The organism is Raineyella fluvialis (genome assembly GCF_009646095.1).
Lineage (GTDB): Bacteria > Actinomycetota > Actinomycetes > Propionibacteriales > Propionibacteriaceae > Raineyella > Raineyella fluvialis.
Genome location: NZ_CP045725.1, coordinates 1,927,296 through 1,949,364, shown reverse-complemented (window position 1 = coordinate 1,949,364; position 22,069 = coordinate 1,927,296). Strand labels below are relative to the sequence as shown.

At 69.9% G+C, this 22,069-nt stretch carries 21 protein-coding genes and 1 pseudogene; 12 read left to right on the top strand and 10 right to left on the bottom strand.

What is annotated here, in order from left to right; translation table 11 throughout:
• The first annotated feature begins 108 nt into the window (after window positions 1-108).
• Window positions 109-645: a hypothetical protein gene (locus Rai3103_RS08840; protein ID WP_153572291.1), complete on the top strand. Its 537-nt coding sequence runs from the start codon at window positions 109-111 to the stop codon at window positions 643-645.
• A 159-nt stretch (window positions 646-804) separates the two neighbouring features.
• Here the strand turns inward: Rai3103_RS08840 and Rai3103_RS08835 are convergent, their stop codons facing one another.
• From Rai3103_RS08835 to Rai3103_RS08815, 5 genes are all read right to left on the bottom strand, one after another.
• Window positions 805-1,719, bottom strand: coding sequence for a LysR substrate-binding domain-containing protein (locus tag Rai3103_RS08835; RefSeq protein ID WP_153572290.1), 915 nt, complete (start codon window positions 1,717-1,719; stop codon window positions 805-807).
• A gap of 94 nt (window positions 1,720-1,813) precedes the next feature.
• A complete protein-coding gene (gene ahpF, locus Rai3103_RS08830; RefSeq protein ID WP_153572289.1) occupies window positions 1,814-3,394 on the bottom strand; it encodes an alkyl hydroperoxide reductase subunit F in 1,581 nt (526 codons plus the stop codon).
• 91 nt (window positions 3,395-3,485) lie between these two features.
• Window positions 3,486-4,049 (bottom strand): alkyl hydroperoxide reductase subunit C, encoded by a 564-nt coding sequence (gene ahpC, locus Rai3103_RS08825; RefSeq protein WP_153572288.1) that lies wholly within the window; start codon window positions 4,047-4,049, stop codon window positions 3,486-3,488.
• A 133-nt stretch (window positions 4,050-4,182) separates the two neighbouring features.
• Window positions 4,183-4,848 (bottom strand): ABC transporter ATP-binding protein, encoded by a 666-nt coding sequence (locus tag Rai3103_RS08820; RefSeq protein WP_153572287.1) that lies wholly within the window; start codon window positions 4,846-4,848, stop codon window positions 4,183-4,185.
• A 10-nt stretch (window positions 4,849-4,858) separates the two neighbouring features.
• Window positions 4,859-6,355 carry an ABC transporter permease gene (locus Rai3103_RS08815; RefSeq protein ID WP_153572286.1) on the bottom strand — a complete coding sequence of 499 codons (1,497 nt, stop codon included), beginning with the start codon at window positions 6,353-6,355 and terminating at the stop codon, window positions 4,859-4,861.
• 190 nt (window positions 6,356-6,545) lie between these two features.
• Between Rai3103_RS08815 and Rai3103_RS08810 the strand changes: the two genes are divergently transcribed.
• The 3 genes from Rai3103_RS08810 (at window position 6,546) to Rai3103_RS08800 (ending at window position 9,345) form a co-directional block, all read left to right on the top strand.
• The gene (locus Rai3103_RS08810; RefSeq protein WP_153572285.1) at window positions 6,546-7,007 is read left to right on the top strand and encodes a carboxymuconolactone decarboxylase family protein; all 462 of its coding nucleotides are present in this window, start codon (window positions 6,546-6,548) and stop codon (window positions 7,005-7,007) included.
• Between the two features lie 307 nt (window positions 7,008-7,314).
• Window positions 7,315-7,935 carry a TMEM165/GDT1 family protein gene (locus Rai3103_RS08805; RefSeq protein ID WP_153572284.1) on the top strand — a complete coding sequence of 207 codons (621 nt, stop codon included), beginning with the start codon at window positions 7,315-7,317 and terminating at the stop codon, window positions 7,933-7,935.
• A gap of 63 nt (window positions 7,936-7,998) precedes the next feature.
• Window positions 7,999-9,345 carry a D-arabinono-1,4-lactone oxidase gene (locus Rai3103_RS08800; RefSeq protein ID WP_194793064.1) on the top strand — a complete coding sequence of 449 codons (1,347 nt, stop codon included), beginning with the start codon at window positions 7,999-8,001 and terminating at the stop codon, window positions 9,343-9,345.
• Window positions 9,346-9,471: 126 nt separating this feature from the next.
• Here the strand turns inward: Rai3103_RS08800 and Rai3103_RS18740 are convergent.
• Window positions 9,472-10,149 (bottom strand): annotated as a pseudogene (locus Rai3103_RS18740) (rhomboid-like protein); the annotation flags it as partial.
• Window positions 10,150-10,404: 255 nt separating this feature from the next.
• Here Rai3103_RS18740 and Rai3103_RS08795 point away from each other — a divergent pair.
• Both Rai3103_RS08795 and Rai3103_RS08790 read left to right on the top strand, forming a co-directional pair.
• Window positions 10,405-10,635 (top strand): hypothetical protein, encoded by a 231-nt coding sequence (locus tag Rai3103_RS08795; protein ID WP_153572282.1) that lies wholly within the window; start codon window positions 10,405-10,407, stop codon window positions 10,633-10,635.
• A gap of 73 nt (window positions 10,636-10,708) precedes the next feature.
• The gene (locus tag Rai3103_RS08790; RefSeq protein ID WP_153572281.1) at window positions 10,709-11,305 is read left to right on the top strand and encodes a GNAT family N-acetyltransferase; all 597 of its coding nucleotides are present in this window, start codon (window positions 10,709-10,711) and stop codon (window positions 11,303-11,305) included.
• A gap of 8 nt (window positions 11,306-11,313) precedes the next feature.
• Here Rai3103_RS08790 and Rai3103_RS08785 read toward each other — a convergent pair whose 3' ends face one another.
• A complete protein-coding gene (locus Rai3103_RS08785) occupies window positions 11,314-12,384 on the bottom strand; it encodes a winged helix DNA-binding domain-containing protein (protein WP_153572280.1) in 1,071 nt (356 codons plus the stop codon).
• Window positions 12,385-12,404: 20 nt separating this feature from the next.
• The gene (locus Rai3103_RS08780) at window positions 12,405-12,731 is read right to left on the bottom strand and encodes a GNAT family N-acetyltransferase (protein WP_153572279.1); all 327 of its coding nucleotides are present in this window, start codon (window positions 12,729-12,731) and stop codon (window positions 12,405-12,407) included.
• Window positions 12,732-13,155: 424 nt separating this feature from the next.
• On the opposite strand from Rai3103_RS08780, the gene Rai3103_RS08775 reads away from it, so the two are divergent.
• Complete coding sequence (locus Rai3103_RS08775) at window positions 13,156-13,362, top strand: three-helix bundle dimerization domain-containing protein (RefSeq protein ID WP_153572278.1); 207 nt, start codon at window positions 13,156-13,158, stop codon at window positions 13,360-13,362.
• Here the strand turns inward: Rai3103_RS08775 and Rai3103_RS08770 are convergent.
• Entirely contained in the window at window positions 13,349-15,670 is a 2,322-nt protein-coding gene (locus Rai3103_RS08770) for an ArnT family glycosyltransferase (RefSeq protein ID WP_153572277.1), read from the bottom strand. The genes Rai3103_RS08775 and Rai3103_RS08770 overlap by 14 nt on opposite strands.
• Before the next feature lie 341 nt (window positions 15,671-16,011).
• On the opposite strand from Rai3103_RS08770, the gene Rai3103_RS08765 reads away from it, so the two are divergent.
• Together Rai3103_RS08765 and Rai3103_RS08760 are read left to right on the top strand one after the other, a co-directional pair.
• Window positions 16,012-16,761, top strand: a complete 750-nt coding sequence (locus tag Rai3103_RS08765; RefSeq protein ID WP_153572276.1) for a response regulator transcription factor — start codon at window positions 16,012-16,014, stop codon at window positions 16,759-16,761.
• A gap of 5 nt (window positions 16,762-16,766) precedes the next feature.
• Window positions 16,767-18,383 (top strand): sensor histidine kinase, encoded by a 1,617-nt coding sequence (locus tag Rai3103_RS08760; protein ID WP_228488809.1) that lies wholly within the window; start codon window positions 16,767-16,769, stop codon window positions 18,381-18,383.
• Between the two features lie 47 nt (window positions 18,384-18,430).
• On the opposite strand, the gene Rai3103_RS08755 is transcribed toward Rai3103_RS08760, so the two are convergent.
• Window positions 18,431-18,847 carry a VOC family protein gene (locus tag Rai3103_RS08755; protein WP_153572274.1) on the bottom strand — a complete coding sequence of 139 codons (417 nt, stop codon included), beginning with the start codon at window positions 18,845-18,847 and terminating at the stop codon, window positions 18,431-18,433.
• Between the two features lie 142 nt (window positions 18,848-18,989).
• Here Rai3103_RS08755 and Rai3103_RS08750 point away from each other — a divergent pair, with 142 nt between their 5' ends.
• From Rai3103_RS08750 to Rai3103_RS08740, 3 genes are all read left to right on the top strand, one after another.
• Window positions 18,990-20,858: a penicillin-binding transpeptidase domain-containing protein gene (locus tag Rai3103_RS08750; protein WP_194793063.1), complete on the top strand. Its 1,869-nt coding sequence runs from the start codon at window positions 18,990-18,992 to the stop codon at window positions 20,856-20,858.
• 81 nt (window positions 20,859-20,939) lie between these two features.
• The gene (locus Rai3103_RS08745; protein WP_153572272.1) at window positions 20,940-21,452 is read left to right on the top strand and encodes a VOC family protein; all 513 of its coding nucleotides are present in this window, start codon (window positions 20,940-20,942) and stop codon (window positions 21,450-21,452) included.
• A 108-nt stretch (window positions 21,453-21,560) separates the two neighbouring features.
• On the top strand, window positions 21,561-21,989 hold the full coding sequence (locus tag Rai3103_RS08740) for a VOC family protein (RefSeq protein ID WP_153572271.1): 429 nt from the start codon (window positions 21,561-21,563) through the stop codon (window positions 21,987-21,989).
• Window positions 21,990-22,069: the final 80 nt, after the last annotated feature.

Below are 22,069 nucleotides of genomic sequence, written 5' to 3'. Positions count from 1 at the left end.
TCCAATACACAGCCGGATCCTCTCCTACGCAACGTCGTACTACGACCCCCGGTGGTGTACTTTTCACTCGTATCCCCCAAACCAATGGAGAGGAAGAGGGAACAGATCATGGAACGCACCACATACGGTGTCCTCAGCCGCGTCGCAGCCATCGTCCTTGTACTCGTGGGAGCCGTGGCCATCATCGGCGGCAGCTGGGCCCATGGTTACGTCAAGGATCAGCTGTCCCAGGAACGCATCACCATGCCTGCCGGGCCAGCCCTCACCAACGACGCCATGAAGGCCGCCCTCACCAAGTACGCGGGCACCCCGCTCGACAACGGCCCCAAGGCCCAGGCGTACGCCAACCACTACATCCTCGAGCACATGAACGCCTCGAGCGGTGGCAAGACCTACAACGAGATCTCCGGTCAGTTCATGACGCTGTCCAAGGACACGAACGCCGACAAGGCCCAGGTCCAGAAGCTCGGTGACCTGCGCCAGTCGCTCTTCATGGGTGACATGCTGCGCACCGCCCTGCTGACCGCGTACGCCTGGTGGCTCATCGGCTCGATCGCTCTGTACGCCGGCATCGCCCTGATCGTCGTCGCCGTCATCCTCGGCGTGCTCGGCTGGGGCCCGCTGCGCAAGTCGGCCGCCGCCTGACCCGCAGCCCCGGCACGACGGGAGTAGTCGAACTTCCGAAGGCCGTCCCGGGATCACCAGGACGACCACCAGCACGAAACACCAGCACGAACACAGCCGCGGATCTCGAACCCTGGAGCAGCCAGCTCCGAGGCCTCGAGATCCGCGGCTGTCGTCGGCTCAGGCCGCCAGCGGATGCACCAGCCCACCGGGGACGTTGCGCAGCACCTCTGCGATCTCCGGCAACAGATCGCGGAAGACACTGGTGCGCCGCCACAACAGCACGATGTCGCGGTGGGGAGCCGGCTCGCGGAAGCGTCGCAGCAGGATCCCAGGATTGGGCGTGACCGGGGGCGCCACCGCCAGTTCGGGCAGCAGCGTCGCGCCGACCCCTGCGGCGACCATGTGCCGGAGGGTCTCCAGACTGGTGGCCCGGAAGCCCACGTGCTCGACCGCGCCGGTCTCGGAGCAGATCTCAAGGGCCTGGTCCCGCAGACAGTGCCCCTCGGTCAGCAGCAACAGGTCCTCACCCGCCAGAGCATCGGGGCTCAGCGGGCCGTCACCCTCGGCGATCGTGTCGCCGACGGGTGCCGCGAAGACGAAGTCCTCACGGAAGAGCGGTTCGATGTGCAGCGTCTCGTCGACGATCGGCATCGCCACCGCGGCGGCGTCCAGCGCGCCGCTGCGCAGCGCGTCCAGCAGGACGGCGGTCTTCTCCTCGATCAGGAGGATCTCCAGGCCCGGGAAGCGGTTGTGCAACTCGGGCACGACGTGCGGGAGCAGGTAGGGGCCGAGGGTGGGGAAGAGCCCGAGCCGGACGGTGCCGGCGTGGGGTGTGCCGGCCTGCCGGGCGAGGGCTCGGATGTCCTCGGCGTCCGCGAGCATCCGCCGGGCGCGGACGACCACCGCCTCCCCCACGGCGGTGAAGATGACGCTGCGGGAGCTGCGCTCGATCAGCTCGACCCCGAGTTCGGATTCCAGCTTGCGCAGCTGGGTCGACAGGGTCGGCTGACTGACGAAACAGGCCGCGGCGGCCCGGCCGAAGTGGCGGTGCTCGTGCAGGGCCACCAGATATTCCAGGTCACGCAGGTTCACCGGTTCTCCTCCCGCGGGGTCTCGGGTCGACGGCCACTCGCCGGCCGGCGGACCGCCGGGGCCGCCACGTCAGGCGGCCCCGGCGGGCCCGGTGTCAGAGCGCGGCGGCCGGGACCGGCGCCGTGGTGCGGATCATGTGCTCGAAGGCGGCGAGCGCCGCGGTGGCACCGGAGCCCTCGGCGATCACGATCTGCTTGAACGGGACAGTGGTGCAGTCACCGGCGGCGTAGATGCCCGGGATGGCCGTCTCGCCCTTCTCGGTGATGATGACCTCACCGCGCGGGCTGAGCGGGATCGATCCCTTCAGCCACTCGGTGTTGGGCAGCAGACCGATCTGGACGAAGACGCCGGCGACGTCGAGGGTCCTCAGCTCGCCGGTCTCGCGATCCTCGTACTGCAGGGAGGTCATGGCGCGCCCGTCGCCGTCCACCTGCGTGGTGCGCGCTGACGTGACGACCTCGGTGTTGGGCAGGCTGTGCAACTTGCGGAGCAGCACCTCATCGGCCTTGAGCTGGTCGAGGAACTCGATGACGGTGACGTGCTCGGTGACGCCGGCCAGGTCGATCGCCGCCTCGACACCGGAGTTGCCACCGCCGACGACGGCGATCGGCTTGCCCTTGAACAGGGGCCCGTCACAGTGCGGGCAGAACGAGACGCCCTTGTTGCGGTAGTCCGCCTCACCAGGGACGCCGAGCGTACGCCAGCGGGCGCCGGTGGCCAGGATGACGCTCTGCGCCTGGAGCCGGCCACCACCCTCGAACTCGACCGTGTGCAGCTCGCCGTCCTCGCCCGGGATGAGGCGGGTGGCCTGCACTCCGGCGATCTGGTCGATGTCGTACGCGTTCATGTGTTCGGCGTAGGCCGCGCCGAGCTTGGGGCCCTCGGTGTAGACCTGCGAGACATGGTTCTCGATGGCCAGGGTGTCGAGCACCTGGCCGCCGATCCGATCACAGACCATGCCGGTGCGGATGCCCTTGCGAGCGGCGTAGATCGCGGCGGAGGCGCCGGCCGGGCCGCCACCGACGACGAGGACGTCGTACGGTTCGCGGGCGTTGAGCTTCTCGGCGGTCCGCGACGCGGCGTGGTGGTCGAGGCGTTCGACGAACTGCTTCATGTCCGTACGCCCGGAGCCCCACTCCTCGCCGTTGAGGTAGATCGTCGGGACCGCGAGGATGCGGCGCTCCTCGATCTCGTCCTGGAAGAGTGACCCCTCGACGGCGGTGTGCTTGATCTGCGGGTTGAGGACGGCCATCGAGTTCAGGGCCTGGACGACGGTCGGGCAGTTCTGACAGCTCAGCGACATGTAGGTGACGAACTCGAAGTCACCCTCGAGGTTGGCGACCGCTTCGAGGGTCTCCGCATCCTCCTTGACGGGGACGCCGCCGACCTGCAGGAGGGCCAGGACGAGGGAGCTGAACTCATGCCCCATCGGAATGCCGGCGAAGCGGATGGAGATGTCGCTACCCGGGCGGGTGATGGCGAAGGAGGGCCGGCGCTCGTCGTCGTCGGCCCGGCGGTGGGTGACCAGGGCCGAGAGGCCGGCGAGCTCGTCGAGCAGCTCGGCCATCTCCCGCGACTTCGGACGGTCGTCCAGGGAGCTGACGAGTTCGACGGGCTCGGTGAGCTTGGTGAAGTACTGCTCTTTGAGCTGGGTCTTGAGGGTGGCGTCGAGCATGGTGTCCTCCAGGATGCGGGGTGGGCTGAGGCAAACGCGGTGGGCGCCCGGACGGACCGGGCACCCACCGCTCACTCGGCTGGTGCGCCGATCAGATCTTGCCGACGAGGTCGATGCCGGGGGTGAGGGTGGCTTCGCCCTCTTCCCACTTGGCCGGGCAGACCTCACCCGGGTGGGCGGCGACGTACTGAGCGGCCTTGATCTTGCGGATCAGCTGGCCGGCCTCACGGCCGATGCCCTCGGCGGTCGTCTCGATGTACTGGATGGTGCCCTCGGGGTCGACCAGGAAGGTCGCGCGGTCGGCCTGGCCGGCACCCGGACGCATGTTGTCGAAGTTGTTGGTGATGGTGCCGTTGGAGTCACCCAGCATGAAGTACTGGATCTTGCCGACCTCTTCCGACGAGTCGTGCCAGGCCTTGTGCACGAAGTGCGAGTCGGTGGACACGGAGAAAACCTCGACGCCCAGCTTCTGCAGCTCGTCGTAGTGGTCGGCCATGTCGCCGAGCTCGGTCGGGCAGACGAAGGTGAAGTCGGCCGGGTAGAAGAAGAAGACCGACCACTTGCCGAGGACGTCCTTCTCGGAGACCTCGACGAACTTGCCCTGGTGGTAGGCCTGCGTCGTGAACGGCAGGATCTTCGTGTTCATGAGCGACATCGGGTGAACCCCTTCGATGTAGGTGGCGTGCGAATGCAATACAGACTGTATATCGGTTGGCAGGGTTTCGATAGCCGGTTTCGATCGATGTTGTGGATCGAATCATAGGCTCCGTCTATCAACAGGAGCTCCATCAACAGTCCGAGACCTCTCCCGCCACGATCCGCAGGCGCCGCTGGGCCCGGGCCGCGACGGTGGAGTCGTGCGTGACGATCACCATGGTCAGCTTCTCGTCGCGCCAGTAGGACTCCAGCAGCTCCATGATTTCGTCGCGCATCGCCTCGTCCAGATTGCCCGTCGGCTCGTCAGCGAGCAGGACCTTCGGCTTCTTGACCAGAGCCCGGGCGATGGCGACCCGCTGCTGCTGGCCCCCGGACAGCTCACCCGGCAGGTGGTCCGCCCGGCTGCCGAGCCCCACCGCCTCCAGTGCTTCCTGGGCGCGTTCCCGCCGCTCGCCGGCCGACAAGCGTCCCGGCACGAGGGCCGACTCGACGTTCTCCCGTGCCGACAGCGTCGGGATGAGGTTGAACGCCTGGAAGACGAATCCGATCTCGTCGGCCCTGACCTTGGTCAGCGTGCCCTCGCGCATGGCGGCCAGGTCACGGCCAGCCATCACGACCTGGCCGCCACTCGGCCGATCCAGGCCGCCGAGCATCTGCAGCAGGGTGGACTTGCCACCCCCCGTGGGTCCCTGCACGGCCACCAGCTGACCGTCGGGGATGGCCAGGTCCACGTCTTTGAGCGCGATCACGCTCCGCTTGCCCCGGTAGGTCTTGCTGACCCCTGACAACTGATACATCGTCCGCTCCTCAATCCATGCTTCGAAGGGCCACTGCGGGGCTGAGCCGAGCCGCGCGGGATCCGCCCACCAGTCCGGCCAACAGCCCGCCGACCACGGCGGCCGCCAACCCCAGGCCCAGGACGCTCACCTGCAACGGGCTGTGCAGCACCACCTGGACACCGGCAGCGCTGTCGCCGACTGCCCCGCCGATCCGGCCCGCGGCGGAGGCAGCAGCACCGGCGACCCCGGCCGCCACGCTGGGCACGCCGCCCATGCCGCCCTCGCCGCCAGGGCGCCCCAGCCCGAGGCCGGCGGAGCCCGACAGCGTGATCCCGACCGCGTTGAGGACCTCGACGACGCCGACCCCCAACGGGATACCGACCAGCCCGCCGATCGCCGCCCTGACGGCGGCCTCCCCGGTGATCTGGCCGACCACCCGCTTGTTCGACCAGCCGATCGCCTTGAGCGTGCCCAGTTCACGCGTACGCCGGTTCACCCCGGAAAGTGTGAAGAGCATCGCGAGAAGGAAGGCCAGGACCAGGGTCGCCACCGACACCCACTGCCCGAGTCCCTCGGTCAGCTTGGCGGCGGAGGCCAGCGAGCCGGACACCGACGAGGCGAGGTCCGCCTGGGTGGAGACGGTCGCCGAGGGCAACGCCGCGCGCAGGGCGGTGGCGGTGCTGTCGACCTGGTCTGCCGAGGTAACGCGTACGTAGACCTCGTTGACCTTGCCGACCTCGCCGGACGCGGTCTGTGCATAGCCCAGCGGAAGGTAGATGTCCGACAGGGTGGTGGAGCCGGAGGTGGCGATCCCGACCACCTTGACCGCCGTGGTGCCGATGGTGATGGTGCTGCCGACACCGAGGCTCTGGGTGCTGGCGTACGTCGAACTGATCACCGCGACCGGGTCGGTCCCATCGGAGGCCGCCAGGGCGCGCCCATCGGTGATGGTGGCCGAGGCCAGCGGGCCGAGTTGGGCCGATGCCGGGTCGATGCCCGACACGGAGGTCTGCTGGAAGCCGAAGCTGCCGCCGCCGAAGCCACCGGCAGCCCCCTCCTGCTGCGTCGCCGCCGGACGCTGGGCAGTCGCCGAGGCGGCGCCGCTGGGCAGCTGCCCGGAGAAGTTCATCAGATTGAGCGTGAGCACTCCGGTCGCGGCGGACACGCCGCTGACGCCGCGGACGGTGTCGACGGTGGCCGCATCGAGCGTCGCGCTCCCCCGGGAGGTCTCCAGCCGGCTGGACTGGAGGGTGGTGGTGCCGTTCTGGGTGGAGCCCTGGTCACGGTTGAAGTCGAACCGCTGCCCCGGCGTCGCCGCACTGCCCGGTGCGGCGACCTGGCTCACCGTGATGTCGGTGCCCACCCCGTACAACGACTGCAGCACCTGCGACTGGCCGTTGCGGATGCCCGCCGAGACACCACTGAGGACGATCAGTAGCGCTGTGGCCACTGCCATCCCCAAGGCGATGATGATCGTTTCCTTTCGCCGGCGGAACAATTCCCGCCGGACCGTCAAACCGAACATGGTCCTCCTCACGCAGCCTGTAGTAGTGCCTCGACGTTAGGAACGCCGGTTAGGGCAGGGGTTGCGCCAGTCTGTGTGGACGTTGTGCCGCGACATCGGCTCCGTCACATCGGGACTCGGCGGCTCGGCGGACGTCCCCGCTGTCCGACGGGCCGGATAATCTGAGCCCACTACCGACGGAGGATGGATCATGGCTGGAAGGTTCTACCTGGACAAGGCCGACCCGCAGAACTGGGCGGCCACCAATGCCTGGTCGGCCCGGATCGCCGAGTCGACGAAGGCCGCCGGCCTGCACCCCGCCGTGATCGAGTTGATGAGCCTGCGTATCTCCCAGATGAACGGCTGCGCCTACTGCCTGGATGTCCACGGCCGCAAGGCACTGCAGCTGGGCCTCACTCCCCAGCAACTCGCGGTGCTGGCGAGCTGGCGGGAGGCCGACGAGCTGTTCTCCGAGGTCGAGCGTGCCGCGCTGACCATCGGCGAGGCGGCGACCGAGCTGCCCGACCCCGAGGTCCGGAAGGCTGAACTGGCGTCAGCCCGCGAGGCGCTGACCGATGGACAGTATTCCGCCCTGCAGTGGGCCGCGATCAGGATGAACGTCTACAACCGCATCTCCATTCTCAGCGAGCATCCGGTCCGGCCGCGGGAGTGAGGTGCGGCGGGCACCGGGTGCCGTGGCACCGACGCTCGGTGTTACGCCCGGCAGCGACGTCCGGCAGACACGTCGACGCCGACGTCCGGCACGGGGGACGGGCTCGATTCGCGCCCCAACCGCCCTCGGATAAGATGGCCACCTGAAAGGGAGTAGTCCCCAACAGTCGCGTCGACACACTGGCTCCGGCCCGGCGCGACCGGCCATCCTCAGTGGCGGACGAGACTTTCGACCATGTCGCCCCACCATCGGGGACGGTCGGAGTCATCCCTTCCGGGCTGTCACGGCCGCCCGGAGAGGACCCCCCGTGAACGCCCTGCTGCTCAGCATCGCTGTCATCTTCGTCGCCGAACTCGGCGACAAGAGCCAGCTGATGGCGATGACCTTCGCCGCTCGCTACCGCCCTCGCGACGTCCTGATCGGCATCAGCATCGCCACCGCCATCGTGCACCTGGCTTCGGTGGCCATCGGCTTCTTCATCGGTGACGTGTTCGGCCAGTGGCAGGGTGGCATCGCCATCGTCGCGGGCATCGCCTTCCTCATCTTTGCCGTGTGGACACTGCGCGGCGACGAACTGACCGAGGCGGAGGCCGACAAGGCTCGCCACGCCAAGGGCTTCTCCCTTGTCGCCGTCGGCACCGCCTTCTTCCTCGCCGAGCTGGGCGACAAGACCATGCTCGCCACCATCACGCTCGCCACCCAGGAGAACTGGTTCTGGACCTGGATCGGGTCGACCGTCGGCATGGTCGCGGCCGATGCCCTGGCGATCCTCGTCGGCTTCGTCCTCAAGCGGAAGCTTCCCGAGAAGGTGATCAAGATCGGTGCCGCCGCTCTCTTCGTGCTCTTCGGATTGCTCCTCATCGGCGAGGGCACCGGTGGCTTCGGTCTGCTCCCGGTCGGCCAGGGCGGCGGCATGTTCGGCCGCTGACCATCGCGCTGAGCATCCGTGAGCACCCCCGACCGTCGCCTCCCCCGATGGGATGATGCTGCGGTGACGACCTCCTCCCCTCTGCCGACCCGCAACTGGTGTGAAACGACGACCCTGGCCCTGCCGGAGAGGTCGTACGCCGCTGGAGACGCAGGCCAGGTCGCGGGGCTGCTGGCCGCCCACGCGGACAGCCGGGTGCAGCTCCTCGGCTCCCGCTTCAGCTACCCCACCCTGATCGACGGCACGGACGGCATCGCGCTCCACCTGCGCAGCAGGGGCCCGCGCATCCTGCACCTCGACGAGCAGACGGTCACGGTGACCGCGGACTGCCCCCTCACCGAGGTCTGGGAACACGTCCGCGACTGGGGCCTCACGCTGCCGGTCTGTCCCCCGGTGATCACCGAACAGACCGTCGCCGGGGCACTCGGCACCGGCACCCACGCCCAAGGGCTCGGCGAGGGCCTGCTGGCGGACGCCGTCCGCGCCGTCACGTACGTGGGGGCCGACGGCGCCGAGCACGAGGTGACGGCGGACGACGAGGGGTTCGGGGCGTTCCTCCTGCACCTGGGCTGCCTGGGTGTCCTGACCCGGGTGACCCTCGCCGTGCAGCCGAACACTCGTTACCGGTGCGCCAAGTACACGACGTCGGGCAGCGAGCTCCGCGACGGCTTCAGCGCCTGGAACCGACGCTCCGACCACGTCAAAGCCTGGTGGTGGGTGGAGGAGGATCGGGCGCACGTCTGGGAGGTCCGGCCGCAGACTTCCCCGGCACTGGCCTCCACACCGCTGGCCTCAGCGCATTCTTCCTCGCCGCACACGGATCTCAATCCGATCCTGGAGGCGACCCAGGCCCGGCTCGGCGACGACACCGGCGATCACGACAACGATGCGGCCCCGCAGCGTACGGTCGGGCGGTTCTTCGACTACACCGACACCACCGGGGATCTGGTCGAGATCTTCCGCAACGGCATCCCCGCCCCGCAGATCAACATGGAAGTCGGGGTGCCGCTGACCCGGTTCGACGAGGCGATGGCTGCGCTGGCGCAGGTGATCGACGCCTCACGATTCCGGCTGCACTATCCGGTCATCCTCCGGCCCACCGGCCGCTCGCAGGCGTGGTTGTCGTCGGCGTACGCACGGGAGGTGGTCTGGTTCGGGTTCGTCGTCTACCAGCGACCCGACGGCTCGGTCCCGGACGGCTCACTCGCCCTTCTCCGCGACATCCAGCAGGCCTTGGCCGCGCTCGGCGGACTACCGCACTGGGGCAAGTACTTCGATGCGGACCTGTTCGACTTCACGGCGCTCCCCCGCTTCGAGGAGTTCCGCGAGCTGCGGGAGCGGCTGGATCCGCGGGGCCGCTTCCTCGGTCCTCGCGTCGCGGACGTCCTGATGCGAGGCGTCCACCAGTAAGGCGGGCACCGGGACGGGGCGGCCTGACCGGCGCGTCCGGAGGGTTGCCGCAACAGCGCCGAGTCGGTGCCCGGCGCGCTCCAGCTGGACCACCGGCCATCCGGTGGCCGCGGACCGGCGCAGGAAGATCGGTCCGATCGCCAGGCCGATGGCGACCGACAGCAGGTGTCCCAGCGCGGTGAACCCGGTGGTGAGGACCATCCCCTGGGCGACGTAGCCGACCACCAGCGCGGCCCATCCATACCGCCAGCGTCCCGGCAGCGCGTACGTCGCCACCGCGACCAGGCAGAAGAACGCGTAACTGGCGCCTACGTCGATGGAGTTCGCGACCGTCGCGGGCACCACGCCGGCGTTCATCCCGAGAGTGAGCAGCACCGCCACCAGCAACGTGGCTCCGATGTGGCCGGTCCAGAACACCACCAGCCAGGACCGGGTGCCGATCCAGTGCTCGATGGGGGCGGCGACGACGGCGAACAGGACGAGCCAGGCCACCATCTCGGTGGGGGTGGCCCAGAAGGCGCTGCGTACGAGGACGGTCATCGGCTCGCGCTGGAGTTGGTGCAGGTTCGTACTCATCTCGCGCAGCAGGGCGGTGGTCAACCGGTCACCGGTGCCGGCCAGGATCCACGTCGTGACGCCGAGGACGGCCAGGGTGACGAACGTCGCCGGGGCGGTCCGGACGTACTGGACGAGGTCGGGCCCGCGGCGTAGCCACAGGTGGTGCAGCCGGCGCGTGCCGGGGAGGTCCCGGCTGACGGCGACGCTGGCCAGACCGAGGACGACCGCGACGACGAGTGTGACCATGGGACGCTCCCGCACTGGGTGGGGTGGACGGAACGCCTCCATCGTGACCGCGCTGGACATGACACTGATGAGAGATTCTCGTGTGGTTCCTGTGTGCCCGGGGGACGATCACCCACCCGACCCGGAACCGGCCGAAGCCGAGCACCCAGATCTCCCGGATCCGCGTCACGTACGCTGCCGCTGCGCCACGGTGCTGGCTAGCCTGGAAGCAACAGCAGCCGGTCCCCGGCGGCGCACCAGCACGGGAGCACTGACATGGGATTCAACTTCGACGAAGCCAAGAAGAGTCTGGACGAGACCCTGGACAAGGTGGCACAGGTCGTCAAGGAGACCGTCGACCAGATCGACGACGTGATCGAGAAGGGCCGGGAGACCCTGAGCGAGAAGCTGGAGCAGAAGCAGGAGGGCGAGGCCGGGCCAGGGGACACCCCTCCCGCCGGCACCGAGCCGTCCGATCAGCCGAAGCCCGGTGACTTCACCATCTGAGACCGCACCTCGGACACCACAACCTCTGACACCCACCACGGACCACGTGGGACCATCGCCTACCATCGGGCCCATGGTTCCCGTGGTCCGTGATGGCGTTCCTACCCCCGTCCCCGCTCCCACCTCGCTGGAGCACGCCCCGGTGATCGTGCGCGACGCCGTCCCGGCCGACGCGGCAGCCTGTGCGGCGATCTACGCCCCCTACGTCCGCGACACCACCATCACGTTCGAGGAGACGCCGCCGTCCGTCGAGGAGATGGCAGGGCGGATGGCCCGGGCAGCGCGGCAGTGGGCCTGGCTGGTCGCCGAGGTCGACGGAGAGGTCCTCGGTTACGCGTACGCCGGGCGATTCAAGGAACGCGTCGCCTTCCGCTGGTCGAGCGAGACCAGCATCTACCTCGCCCCCGACGCGCGGGGCAAGGGCTTGGGACGCGTCCTCTACACCGCCCTCCTCGATCGGCTGACCGAGCGCGGCTACCGGAGGGCGGTCGCGGTGATCACCCAGCCGAACGAGACGAGCATGGCGATGCATCGGTCGTTCGGGTTCACCCAGGTCGGGCTGCTGCCCTCCATCGGGTTCAAACACGGCGCCTGGCGCGACGTGGCGTGGCTGGTGCGATCCCTCGGTGAGGGCCCGGTCCCCGGCCTCACCCCGGACGAACCGCGCTGACCTGACCCTCAGTCGACCAGCTCCAAGGGCCGTCCCTCGAACGCGGCCAGCCGTTCCGCCTCCGCCAGGATCGCCGCCCGCTGGGCCGACGACACCCGCGGGCTGAGGTCCAGCGTCACCCGGGTCGTCGCCCCGCCGGCACGGCGCTGCCACAGCCCGACCTCGGCCAGGTCGCAGATCACCACTCCTCCGCCCACCCGGGCGTACGAGGGCGGCTGGTCACCCTTCGGGTGACCGGGGCTGCGTTCCCAGGTCGGGGCCAGGTACGACAGCGTCGCCTCGTCGAAGGTCGGCAGGAGATGGGCGCGCCGTGGCCTCGTCTCAGGCAGCACCGCCGCTGGGTCCCACCACAGCTCCACGCCGTCGACCTTGGCCGAGGACAGGTCCAGGTCGGCGACCGCGGCGCGGGCCTCGGTGAGCGTGACGGTGGCCCACCGGGTGAGGTCGCGCAGTGACGCCGGTCCGTGGCCGGCGAAGAACCGGGCGACGAGATCACGGACCAGGTCCTCGCGCGGGCGGTGCGGCACCGGCGGGACCAGGCCGTCCATCAGGACGTACGTGTGCTGACCGTTCGCCGTCGGTCCCGAGATGATCAGCCCCCGGATCTCGGCGAGCATGAGAAGGTGCGCCACCACCTGACCCTGCTCCGGGAAGCCGGTGGGCGGTAGCAGCGGGTGGAGCTGGCGACGGGTCAGGGGACCACTGTCGTTGATCGCCTGTCGCAGGACGTCGAAGGCCGAGTCCACGATCACGTCGGTGATACACAGCTGCCGGTGCCGAGCTCCCATCGACCGCTCGATCCGCTCGGCGCTCAGCGCGAGCAGCCACCGAAGGTCCTCCGGCACGACGTAGTGCCAGGTCGGGCGCAGCAGGTGGGTGCGGACGATGGAGCCCCGGTCGACGGCACCGGACAGCGCGCTCCCGTCCGTCGCCGAGCGCATCCCGATGGACCAGCGGGCCATCGGAGCGTCCTGGGACTGAACGGCCAGGGACTCACGGACGACCTCGACCGGATCGGCCGGATCCGCGGTGAGCCGCTGGGTGGCCAGGCGCTGGGCCAGCAGTTCCGCGCGGTTCATGACGTTCCTCCCCGTCGCGATCAGTCCTGCTCGACCTGCTCCTGGTCCTGGCGCGGATGTCCCTTGTACAGCAGATCGAGGTAGTCGGGATGGCGGTGCATCCAGCCGTTGATGAACGGGCAGATGGCCAGGACCTCGCGATCACCCTCGGCCCGCACCTCGTCGAGCGCCGCGCGTGCCAGCGCCGAAGCGACGCCCTTGCCCTCGAACGCGGGCAGTGTCTCGGAATGGGAGAACACGATCAGGTTCGTGGCGAGTTGGAACTCCGAGTAGGCGGCGAGTTCCCCGCCGACGTGGGCCTCGTAGCGTCCCTCGGCATCATTGCGGGTGACAGTCACCTCGGTCATGGCACCACCCTAGCGACCCCCACGGACAGGACCCCGATCTCCGGGGTCGGACGACGGTGCCGCGCGATTCGGTGACCGACGGCCTGGGCCGGATCGACTCCGGCGGGCAGGTGGTAGAGGCGGTCAACCGGTACCACCGCGTACTGAGCGAACGCCACCGTGCCGACGAGGTCGCGCCCGATCCCGAAAGGGAAGGGTGTCGTGGTGCGGTAGGCACCCGATCGTAAGAACGTGTCGCTCGGCTGTGTGTCGCAAGCCACGTTGATCAGGCACTCAAGTGATTGACCGTCTGCGTAGACTGAGTAAACCCTGAGGAGGCGTAGGTCCTTCACAGGCAAAGCCCCCAGAACCGACCCGCCCTCCTGCGTCGGACCTGAGTACGGGACCGAGCAGTGGACGGAGTGCCCCGAAGGTAGGAGCAGCTGTGGATGCAGAACGTGACAGATTGATCAGCCAGATCGTCCGTGAACTCACGCCCGGCTATCGCGGGGTGTTCGACCCCGACCAGATCGCGACCGTCGTGAACGACGCCTGGGACCTTCTCGAGCACCACTCCACGATCAACAGCTACCTGCCGAATTTGGTCACCCGCCGAGCTCGCGAGCAGTTGGCGGCCCTTACGGCTGTGTGAGGTCGTAGACCGTGGTGCTACCCACTGTCTTCGCCGTGTAGTGGGAGCTCACCCAGGACGAGATCTCCGAGGCGGCGGACGATCCGCCGTTCTGCTGACCACCCATGCCGCCGGCGATGAAGTAGTGGATCTTGCCCTGGGCGACATACTGCTGGAACTGGGCCAGTGTCGGGCTCGGGTCGGAGCCGTTGAAGCCGCCGATCGCCATCACCGGCAGTTGGGTGGCGAGCTGGTAGGAGGCGGCGTTCTGGGACCCGATGCTCGCGGCCACCCACGTGTAGGAGGACGCGTCGGTGGTCAGCAGCGTCGTCATCTCGGCCGAGACCTGCGCGCCGCCGAGCAGTCCACCGGCCCCACCGAAGCCACCTATTCCGAAGTCGCCTCCCGCCGTTGCGGCCTGCCCGCCAGCCGGGAACTGGCCGGTGCCCGCGGCTCCGGTGGTGCCGTTCTGGGTGGTCCCGTTCCGGGTGGTCCCGTTCTGGCTGAAGCCTGGAGGCACGCCGGGGCCACCCTGACCGAAGCCACCCTGAGGCGGCGTACCGCCCGTCGTCCCGTTCCGGGTGAACGTACGTGTCCCCGTGCGACCCGCGCCGCCGGGGCCACGGTTGCTCACCGGACCTGCGGTGACGATCGAGCCGGTGTGCGGTGTGGCCGCGGTGTTCAGCGCGTACGCCGTCGGGCCGACAAGCGCCGCGGCCAGAGCCATGCCGGCCACCGTGGACCGCAGCGCGCGACCCACGACCCGTACGGTCAGCAGGCCGAGTGTCGCGACGGCGCCGAGCAGCAGCACGGCCCATCGCAGGGCCAGATAGACGCCCGTCGCCTCACTGAGCAGCACGACGGACCAGACCGTGGTGACCGCCATCGTGCCCGCCAGGACGAGCCGCCCGGCGAGGGTGCCGCGCCGGCCCCAGACGACGTACGCGCCGAGGGCGACCAGGGCGCCGATGGCCGGGGCGAGCACCACGGTGTAGTAGTCGTGGTAGATGCCCGCCATCAAGGAGAAGACCGTCATCATCGTGACGAGCCAGCCACCGAAGGCAACGATCGCGGCGCGTAACACGCTGGTGCGGCTCCGGCCGTGCAGGAACACGAGCGCGGCGACGCCGAGGATCAGTCCGGCCGGGATGAGCCAGGAGACCATGCCCCCGGAGACCCCGGAGAACATCCGCAGCGGGCCTGTCTGGCCCCACATGCCGCCGGCGTTGCCCCCGGCCCCGGTGGCCGCCGCGGCACCCCCGCCGGTGACCGATCCTGTCTCGTTGCCCGTGATCCGGCCCAGGCCGTTGTAGCCGAAGGCCAGTTCGAGCAGCGAGTTGGTCTGCGAGCCGCCGATGTAGGGACGCAGCGAGGCGGGCGTCAGTTCGACGACGGCGACGTACCAGCCGAACGACACGACCATCGCCACGAACGCGTAGAGCAGGTGACGGACCTTGCGGGCCCATCCGGTCGGCGCGGCGATGGCGTACGCGACGACCAGCGCGGGGAGCACCAGGAAGGCCTGCAGTATCTTGGTGAGGAAGCCGAGACCGATCACCACCCCCGCGCCGATCAGCCAGCGCGACCTCGCCCGCTCGGTTCCGCGCAGGGTGAGGTACGTCGCCAGCACCAGGCAGAACGTCAGCAGCGCATCGGGATTGTTGAACCGGAACATCAGCACCGCGACGGGGGTCAGCGCGAACACGACGGCGCCGAGGAGTGCGGCGACGTGGGCGCGGACGGTCAGCGGCGTACGGGTGCCGTTGTCACCGCGCGTCAGGACGCGGCGCAGCGTGGCGTACAGCACCCCCACGGAGGCCACCCCCAGCAACGCTTCGGGCGCCAGGATGCTCCACGAGGACAGCCCGAACAGCCGGACGGACAGCCCCATCAACCACATCGCCGCCGGAGGCTTGTCGACGGTGATGGCGTTACCGGCGTCGAGCGACCCGTAGAACCAGGCCTTCCAGTCGGTGCCGCCAGCCTGGGCCGCCGCTGAGTAGAAGGAGTTCGCCCAGCCCGACCGCGACAAGCCGTAGAGGTAGAGCACAGTGGTCCCAGCCAGCAGCAGAACGACCGAGGCGGCCACGAGCCAGCCGGCGATCGGGGCGGAGGCGACGTCCTCGGCTCCGCCTCCGGAACCGGAGCCACCGGTCCGCCGCAGGGGGCCGTTCGGACCGGAACCCGCCGGACCGTCGGGGAAGTCCGGGCAGTCAGGGCCATCAGTGGAGCCGGCGGGACCGGACACCCCGTCGAGGTCGGAGCCGGTCCAGGGGGCCGCGACGTGCGGTGGACCGGCGAGGGTCGTCAGAGCGGTGTTCGCAGTCATGGGACGACGGTCGCTCCCTGGTGTGTGCCGGCGAGCAGCCGATCCTGTGCCGGCTCTGTGGCGTACGGCGCCAGGGGTGATCAACCGACCCTCGGCACCTCCGGACCCGACTCCCACCGTCGCCCCGACCCTCCTTCACAGGACCGGCACAGCCTGCGTACGCGGCCCGCACACCATCGACGCGTGCCATGGTGCAGAGCCTCCGCCCACCGCTGCCCGGGGAGCGAGGAATCTAGACTGGCAAGATCACCAGACTGACGTCACCACGGGACCGAGATCACCACGGGGACCGCAATCACCACCAACCGCCGCCGCACGCGGCACGATCGCTGAGGGACGGCATGAGCACGCACCAGAACTTCGCCGCACTCGCCGAGGCACTGCCCAAGCTGAGCCATCCGGACGGCTCGCCCATCCGCGCCCTCGTCGTCGACGACGAGGCGGTCCTCGCCGACCTCGTCGCCATGGGGCTGCGGATGTGCAATTGGGACGTCCGGATCTCCCACGACGGCCTCGACGCCGTGGAGCAGGCCCGGACGTACGCTCCCGATGTGCTCGTCCTCGACTGGATGCTGCCGGGGATCGAGGGTGACGAGGTGCTGGCGCGGATCCGTCAGCACTTCCCCGAGGTGCCCTGCCTGTTCCTCACCGCGAAGGACAGCGTCGAGGACCGCATCACCGGTCTCGTCCGGGGCGGCGACGACTACGTCACCAAGCCGTTCGCCATCGAGGAGGTGCTGCTGCGGCTGCACCGGCTGGTCGAGCGGTCGGGCGCGGCGTACGCGGACTCCGCCGAACTGGTCGTCGGTGATCTGTCGATGAACGTCGAGACCCGCGAGGTGACCCGTGGCGGCGACGACATCGACCTCACCGCGACGCAATTCGAACTGCTCCGCTACCTGATGGAGAACCCGAAGGTGGTGCTCACCCGCGGCCAGATCCTCGACAACGTCTGGCACTACGACTTCGCGGGCCAGGCGAACATCGTCGAGCTCTACATCTCCTACCTGCGCAAGAAGATTGATGCCGGGCGTGAGCCGATGATCCACACGGTGCGGGGCGTCGGCTACGTGCTGAAGCCCGCCGTCTGATGGCGGTGGACCACACCCCCGCTGTCCTTCCGACCGGCACCGCTGTGCAGCCCACCCGACGCCGCAGGCGACGCTTCTCGCTGACGACACGATTGGTCGCGATGATCCTGGCGATCATGGCGGCGATCCTGCTGCTGTTCGGGACCGCCACCGTCGCGGTGATGCACCACAACCTCTCCCAGCGGCTCGACTCCGACCTGCAGCAGGCCGCCCTGCGCTCCCTCTCGTACGCGCATCCCAGCGACCACGACGACGGTGAACGCAACCGCAACCCGATCGACGCCCCGGGACAGCCGAGCCGGGTGATCACCCTGGTCCGCGACACCAACGGCGCGGTGGCCGCCTACTACCGTGTGCCGGACGGCTCGGCGGCGGCACTGCGCGTGGCCGACGTGCAGACGATCGCGGACGCCGGTCTGCTCGCGCCCTCGACGGGCAGCGCCCAGCTCGGTGACCCAGAGGCCACGCCACGCCTGCCGCGTCCGGTCACCGTCAGGCTCTCGATCGGTGAGTACCGGATGCTGCCCATCACGGTCCTCGACTCCGCGACCGGGACGGTCCGTGTGGTGGCGACCGGGCTGCCGACCAGCACCGTGGACGGGCCGGTCTCGTTCCTCACCGTGACCGAGCTCATCGGTGGCGTGTCCGCCCTCGCCCTGGCCGGGGCAGTGGCCACGCTGGCGATCAGCCGCTCGCTGAGACCGCTCGCCCGCATCTCGACGGTCGCCACCGACGTGGCCGCGATGCCGCTCCAGACCGGCACCGTCGATCTGAGCAGCAGTCGGGTGCCCGGCGACCTCGCCGAACCAGGCACAGAGGTCGGCAATGTCGGCCATGCCCTCAACCGGCTGATCGACAGCGTGGACGACGCCCTGACCGCTCGGGCCCGCACCGAGGGCCAGCTGCGGGCGTTCGTCGCGGATGCCTCGCACGAGCTACGGACGCCGCTGGCGGCTGTGCGCGGCTATACGGACATCCTGCGGCTCACCGAGGAACTCAGCCCGGAGGGCCGTACGTCCTTGGGACGGGTGGAGTCGCAGACCGACCGGATGACGGCACTCGTCGAGGACCTGCTGATGCTGGCGCGCCTCGACGAGGGGCGCACGCCGACCTTCGCCGACCTCGATCTGAGTGAGCTCGCCGTGGAGGCGGTGCTCGACGCCACCGCGGCCGGCCCGGACCATACCTTCACGTGCGATGTCCCGGACGATCCGATGACCGTCCACGGCGACCGGCGCCAGCTCTCCCAGGTGTTGGCCAACCTGTTGTCGAACGCGCGCAAGCACACCCCCGCGGGGACGGTGGTCGGCATCGTCGTCCGGCGCGCCGCCGACGGAGCGGTCGAGGCGACCGTCACTGACAACGGTCCGGGCATCGACCCGGGGTTCCTGCCCCACATGTTCGACCGGTTCGCGCGCGGTGACTCCGCGCGGAAGTCGACCGAGGGCAGCACGGGTCTCGGTCTGGCGATCGTGCGGGCCGTCGTCGAGGCCCACGGCGGGACCGTCAGCTGCACCTCCCGGCCGGGCGACACCGTCTTCACCGTTCGCCTGCCGGCGGCCGGGACACTGGTGCCCCCGACCGGCCCTGGGCCTCACACCCCTGGCCCAGCCCAGCCCTGAGTCCGGCCCAGCCTTGAGTCCAGCCCAGCCTTGGGAGTCGGGCCGGCTCAGACGCGCAGGCCCTTGGCGTACGCCGTCGCATGCCGGGGCTGATAGAGCAGCATGTCCTCGGCGCCCGGCACCTGGAGCGTCACCGCGATGCCCCAGCCGAGGTCCTCGGCCGCGCCGGTGAACACGGCGCCACGTCCCGCGAGCTCGGCCATGGTGTCCTCGAGGTCGTCACACATCAGCGAGATGCTGTGGTGGCGCGGGGAGTCGTACGTCTCGCCGGCGCTCTCCGCGTGGGTGGGGTGGACGGCGAGCTCACACGGCCCGGCCGCGAAGATCAGCCAATCGTCGGGGGAGGTCTCCTCCTTCTCGGCCTCCCGGGCCGACACCGACTCCAACAGAAGGACGTCGCGGAAGAACTCCCGGGTCGCTGCGGCATCGTCGGAGTAGATGAGCAGGTGCATCGCCGTGATCATGGGGTCATCGTGCCCCCTGGGCGCGGCGGCGCGCCAGAGATCGGTTCCGCTCCTCGCCCGCCCAGGACGTGGCGTGACCCCGGGCCAGCGCGGTCCCGAGGACTCGTTGACCGTGACCCCCCGGGTGGCGAAGACTGCCAGGGTGTCCCGTACTTCCCGGCGGATGGTGCCCGCGGCCCTCACCCTGATCCTGCTGACCGGCACGGCCGGCTGCGGCGCGCTCACCCAGTGGGGCTTGCCCACGGAGGTGACGGCCCTGGAGCACGGGCTGGAGTCCGGCAACCTGGCCGGCCTGCGCACCAGCAACGGGACCGACCCGGGCGCCGACCTCAACGCCCTGACCAGCGGAATGGACGGGGTGAGGCCCCAGGTCACCCCCGGGCGGATCAGCGTCAACGGCCAGAAGGCCACTGTCCCCCTGACGTACGACTGGGCCTTCCCGGCCGGGACCTGGCACTACGACGCCACCGCGACCTACAGCCGCACCGGCGGCAAGTGGGCACTTGACTGGGCTCCGACGACCGTGCACCCCTCCCTGTCCGCCACCACCCGCCTGGTGCACCGACGCACCCAGGCGACCCGCGGCCAGATCCTCGGCCACGGCGGCGTGCCCATCGTCAAGGAACGCGACACCTTCACCCTCGGCCTCGACAAGTCCACCATCCCTGCCGACAAGGTCGACGACTCCGCGCGCCGCATCGCCACCGCCCTCGGGATCGACCAGCAGCGCTACCTCGACCGCGTGCACGGCGCCGGCGCGATCGCCTTCGTCGACGCCCTGACGATCCGAGCCGACCGGGCCCAGGTCTCCCCCGACTTCATCGCCACGCCCGGGGCGCGGATCCAGAAGGGCGTTCGCCAACTGGCGCCGACCGCGACCTTCGCCCAAGGCGTACTCGGCTCGGTCGGCACCGCCGACGCCAACCAGGCCAAGGCCTCGGGCGGCACGATCCTGGAGGGCGACCCGATCGGCGTCGGCGGCCTGCAGCAGCGCTACGACGCCCAATTGCGCGGTAAGCCCGGGGACCGGGTGATCATCGCGCCACGCGACACCCCCGCCGGTCAGTCCGCCGACCCGCCGGCGATCTTCAACGCCACGCCGACCGCGGGGGCCGCACTGGAGACCACCCTCGACGAAAGCACCCAGACCAAGGCCGAGCAGGCGCTGTCCGGCGTCCACGGCTCCGCCGCCCTGGTCGCCGTCGACACCACGTCCGGTGCCCTGCTGGCGGCCGCCACCTCCCCCGACGACGCCGCCAACCCGACCGCGACGTTCGGCCGCTTCGCGCCGGGGTCGACGTTCAAGGTCGTCACCAGCCTCGCGCTGCTCCGCTCCGGGCTGACCCCGGACAGTGCCCTCGACTGCCCACCGAATGTGACCGTCGACGGCCGTACGTTCACCAACTACTCCGAGTTCCCGTCGCGCGGTCTGGGGCGGACCACGCTGCGGATGGCGGTCAGCAACTCCTGCAACACGGCGATGATCGGCCAGCGGGACCGGATCACGCCCCAGCAACTCACCGACGCCGCCGCCAGCCTCGGTCTCGGCAAGGACCACGACGCCGGGTTCCCGGCCTTCTACGGGTCGGTGCCGCCACCGGCGAACCCCGTCGGCGGGGCCGAGGCCCTGATCGGTCAGGGTCTCGTCGAGGCCTCCCCGATGGCGCTGGCTGGCGTCGCCGCCTCGGTGGCCGGCGGCCACACCGTCGTGCCCTACCTGCTGGAGGCGCACCGGCCCACCGCCGACGCGGCGCCGCTGACCGCCCAGGAAGCGACCGCACTGCAGACGATCATGCAGTCGGTGGTGACCGACGGAACCGCCTCCGCCCTGCGCGGCACCCTGACGGGCGCGAAGACCGGCACCGCCGAGTACGGCACCGACAATCCGCCGAAGACGCACGCCTGGATGATCGGCTACCGCGACGGGGTCGCCGTCGCCGCGTACGTCGGGGACGGGACCTCCGGGGCGGCGAGCGCCGGTCCCCTGCTGAAGGCATTCCTCGGGTCCTGATCGCCGCGCACCCCCGCCGCTGCGCGCGCCCGCCGACACGCGAGGCACCGACCCCCGCGGGGCGGGACATAAGCTGGGGTCATGACGCCTTCCTGCCTGTCATCGATCACCCTGGGCGTGCGCGACCGCGCACGCTCCGAGGCCTTCTATCAGGCGGTCGGGTTCGAGGTCCTCGGCGACGATGAGCTGGGGACTCTTCTCGCGGCGCACGGCCTGCACCTCATCCTGCGCAACTGGGCCGATCTGGCCGACGACTTCGGGGTGGCACCGGAGGCCGGCGGATTCCGCGGCTCCCACGTGACGCTGCACCTCGCCGACCGCGACATCGTCGACGGTACGTACGCCACCTGGATCACCGCCGGGGCGATCGGCGTCCGGCAACCGACGGAGAAGCCCTGGGGCGGCTACGCCGGCGTGGTGGCCGACCCCGACGGGCACCTGTGGGAGATGTGCTTCGTGGCCGGCATCGAGTCCGTCCTGGGGCTGTGCCGCTCCGACACCGACACCGGAACCGTCACGGCCAGCGACGACCCGGACGTCGCCGAGCCGGCAGACACGGCTGAGGGCCGGGACACCGCGGAGCCGGCGGCGTGACGAGGGTTGCGGCCACCCCGATGACCACCCGGCCGGTGCCCAACCGGCCGATCCCGACCGGATCGAGCACCATCAGGCGAGGCCAGCGCCTGCGGGAGCGGTGAGCCCGTGCAGCCGCGACTGTCGATCGTGACCCTCGGGGTCAAGGACCTCGAGCGTTCGGCCCGGTTCTACGAAGCCGTCGGTTTCGAGGTCCGGCGTGGGACGTCGAACGCCGTGCTCTTCCAGACCATCGGCCCGATCCTCGCGCTCGCCTCCTGGGAGGCTCTCGCCGAGGACGCCCATCTCTCCCCTGCCGGGGACGGCTTCCGGGGGCAACGGCTGGTGTCCCACTTCCACTCGATGGTCCAGGTGCGCGAGGCGTACGACGAATGGATCGCGGCGGGAGGCTACTCGGTGCGACCGCCGGCCGACCGCGACTGGGGAGCGTACACGGCGATCGTCGCCGACCCGGACGCCCACCTGTGGGAGTTCGTCCACAACCCCGACCAGGAACTCGTCCGGTTCAACATGTTCGGGCAGCTCGAGCTCAGCTGACGGAGATCCGGACGGACCGGGACTATGCTGCAACTGGCGGCTCGTCGAGGGCTGGACGTGCCCGGTCCAGGAGGTGGTCG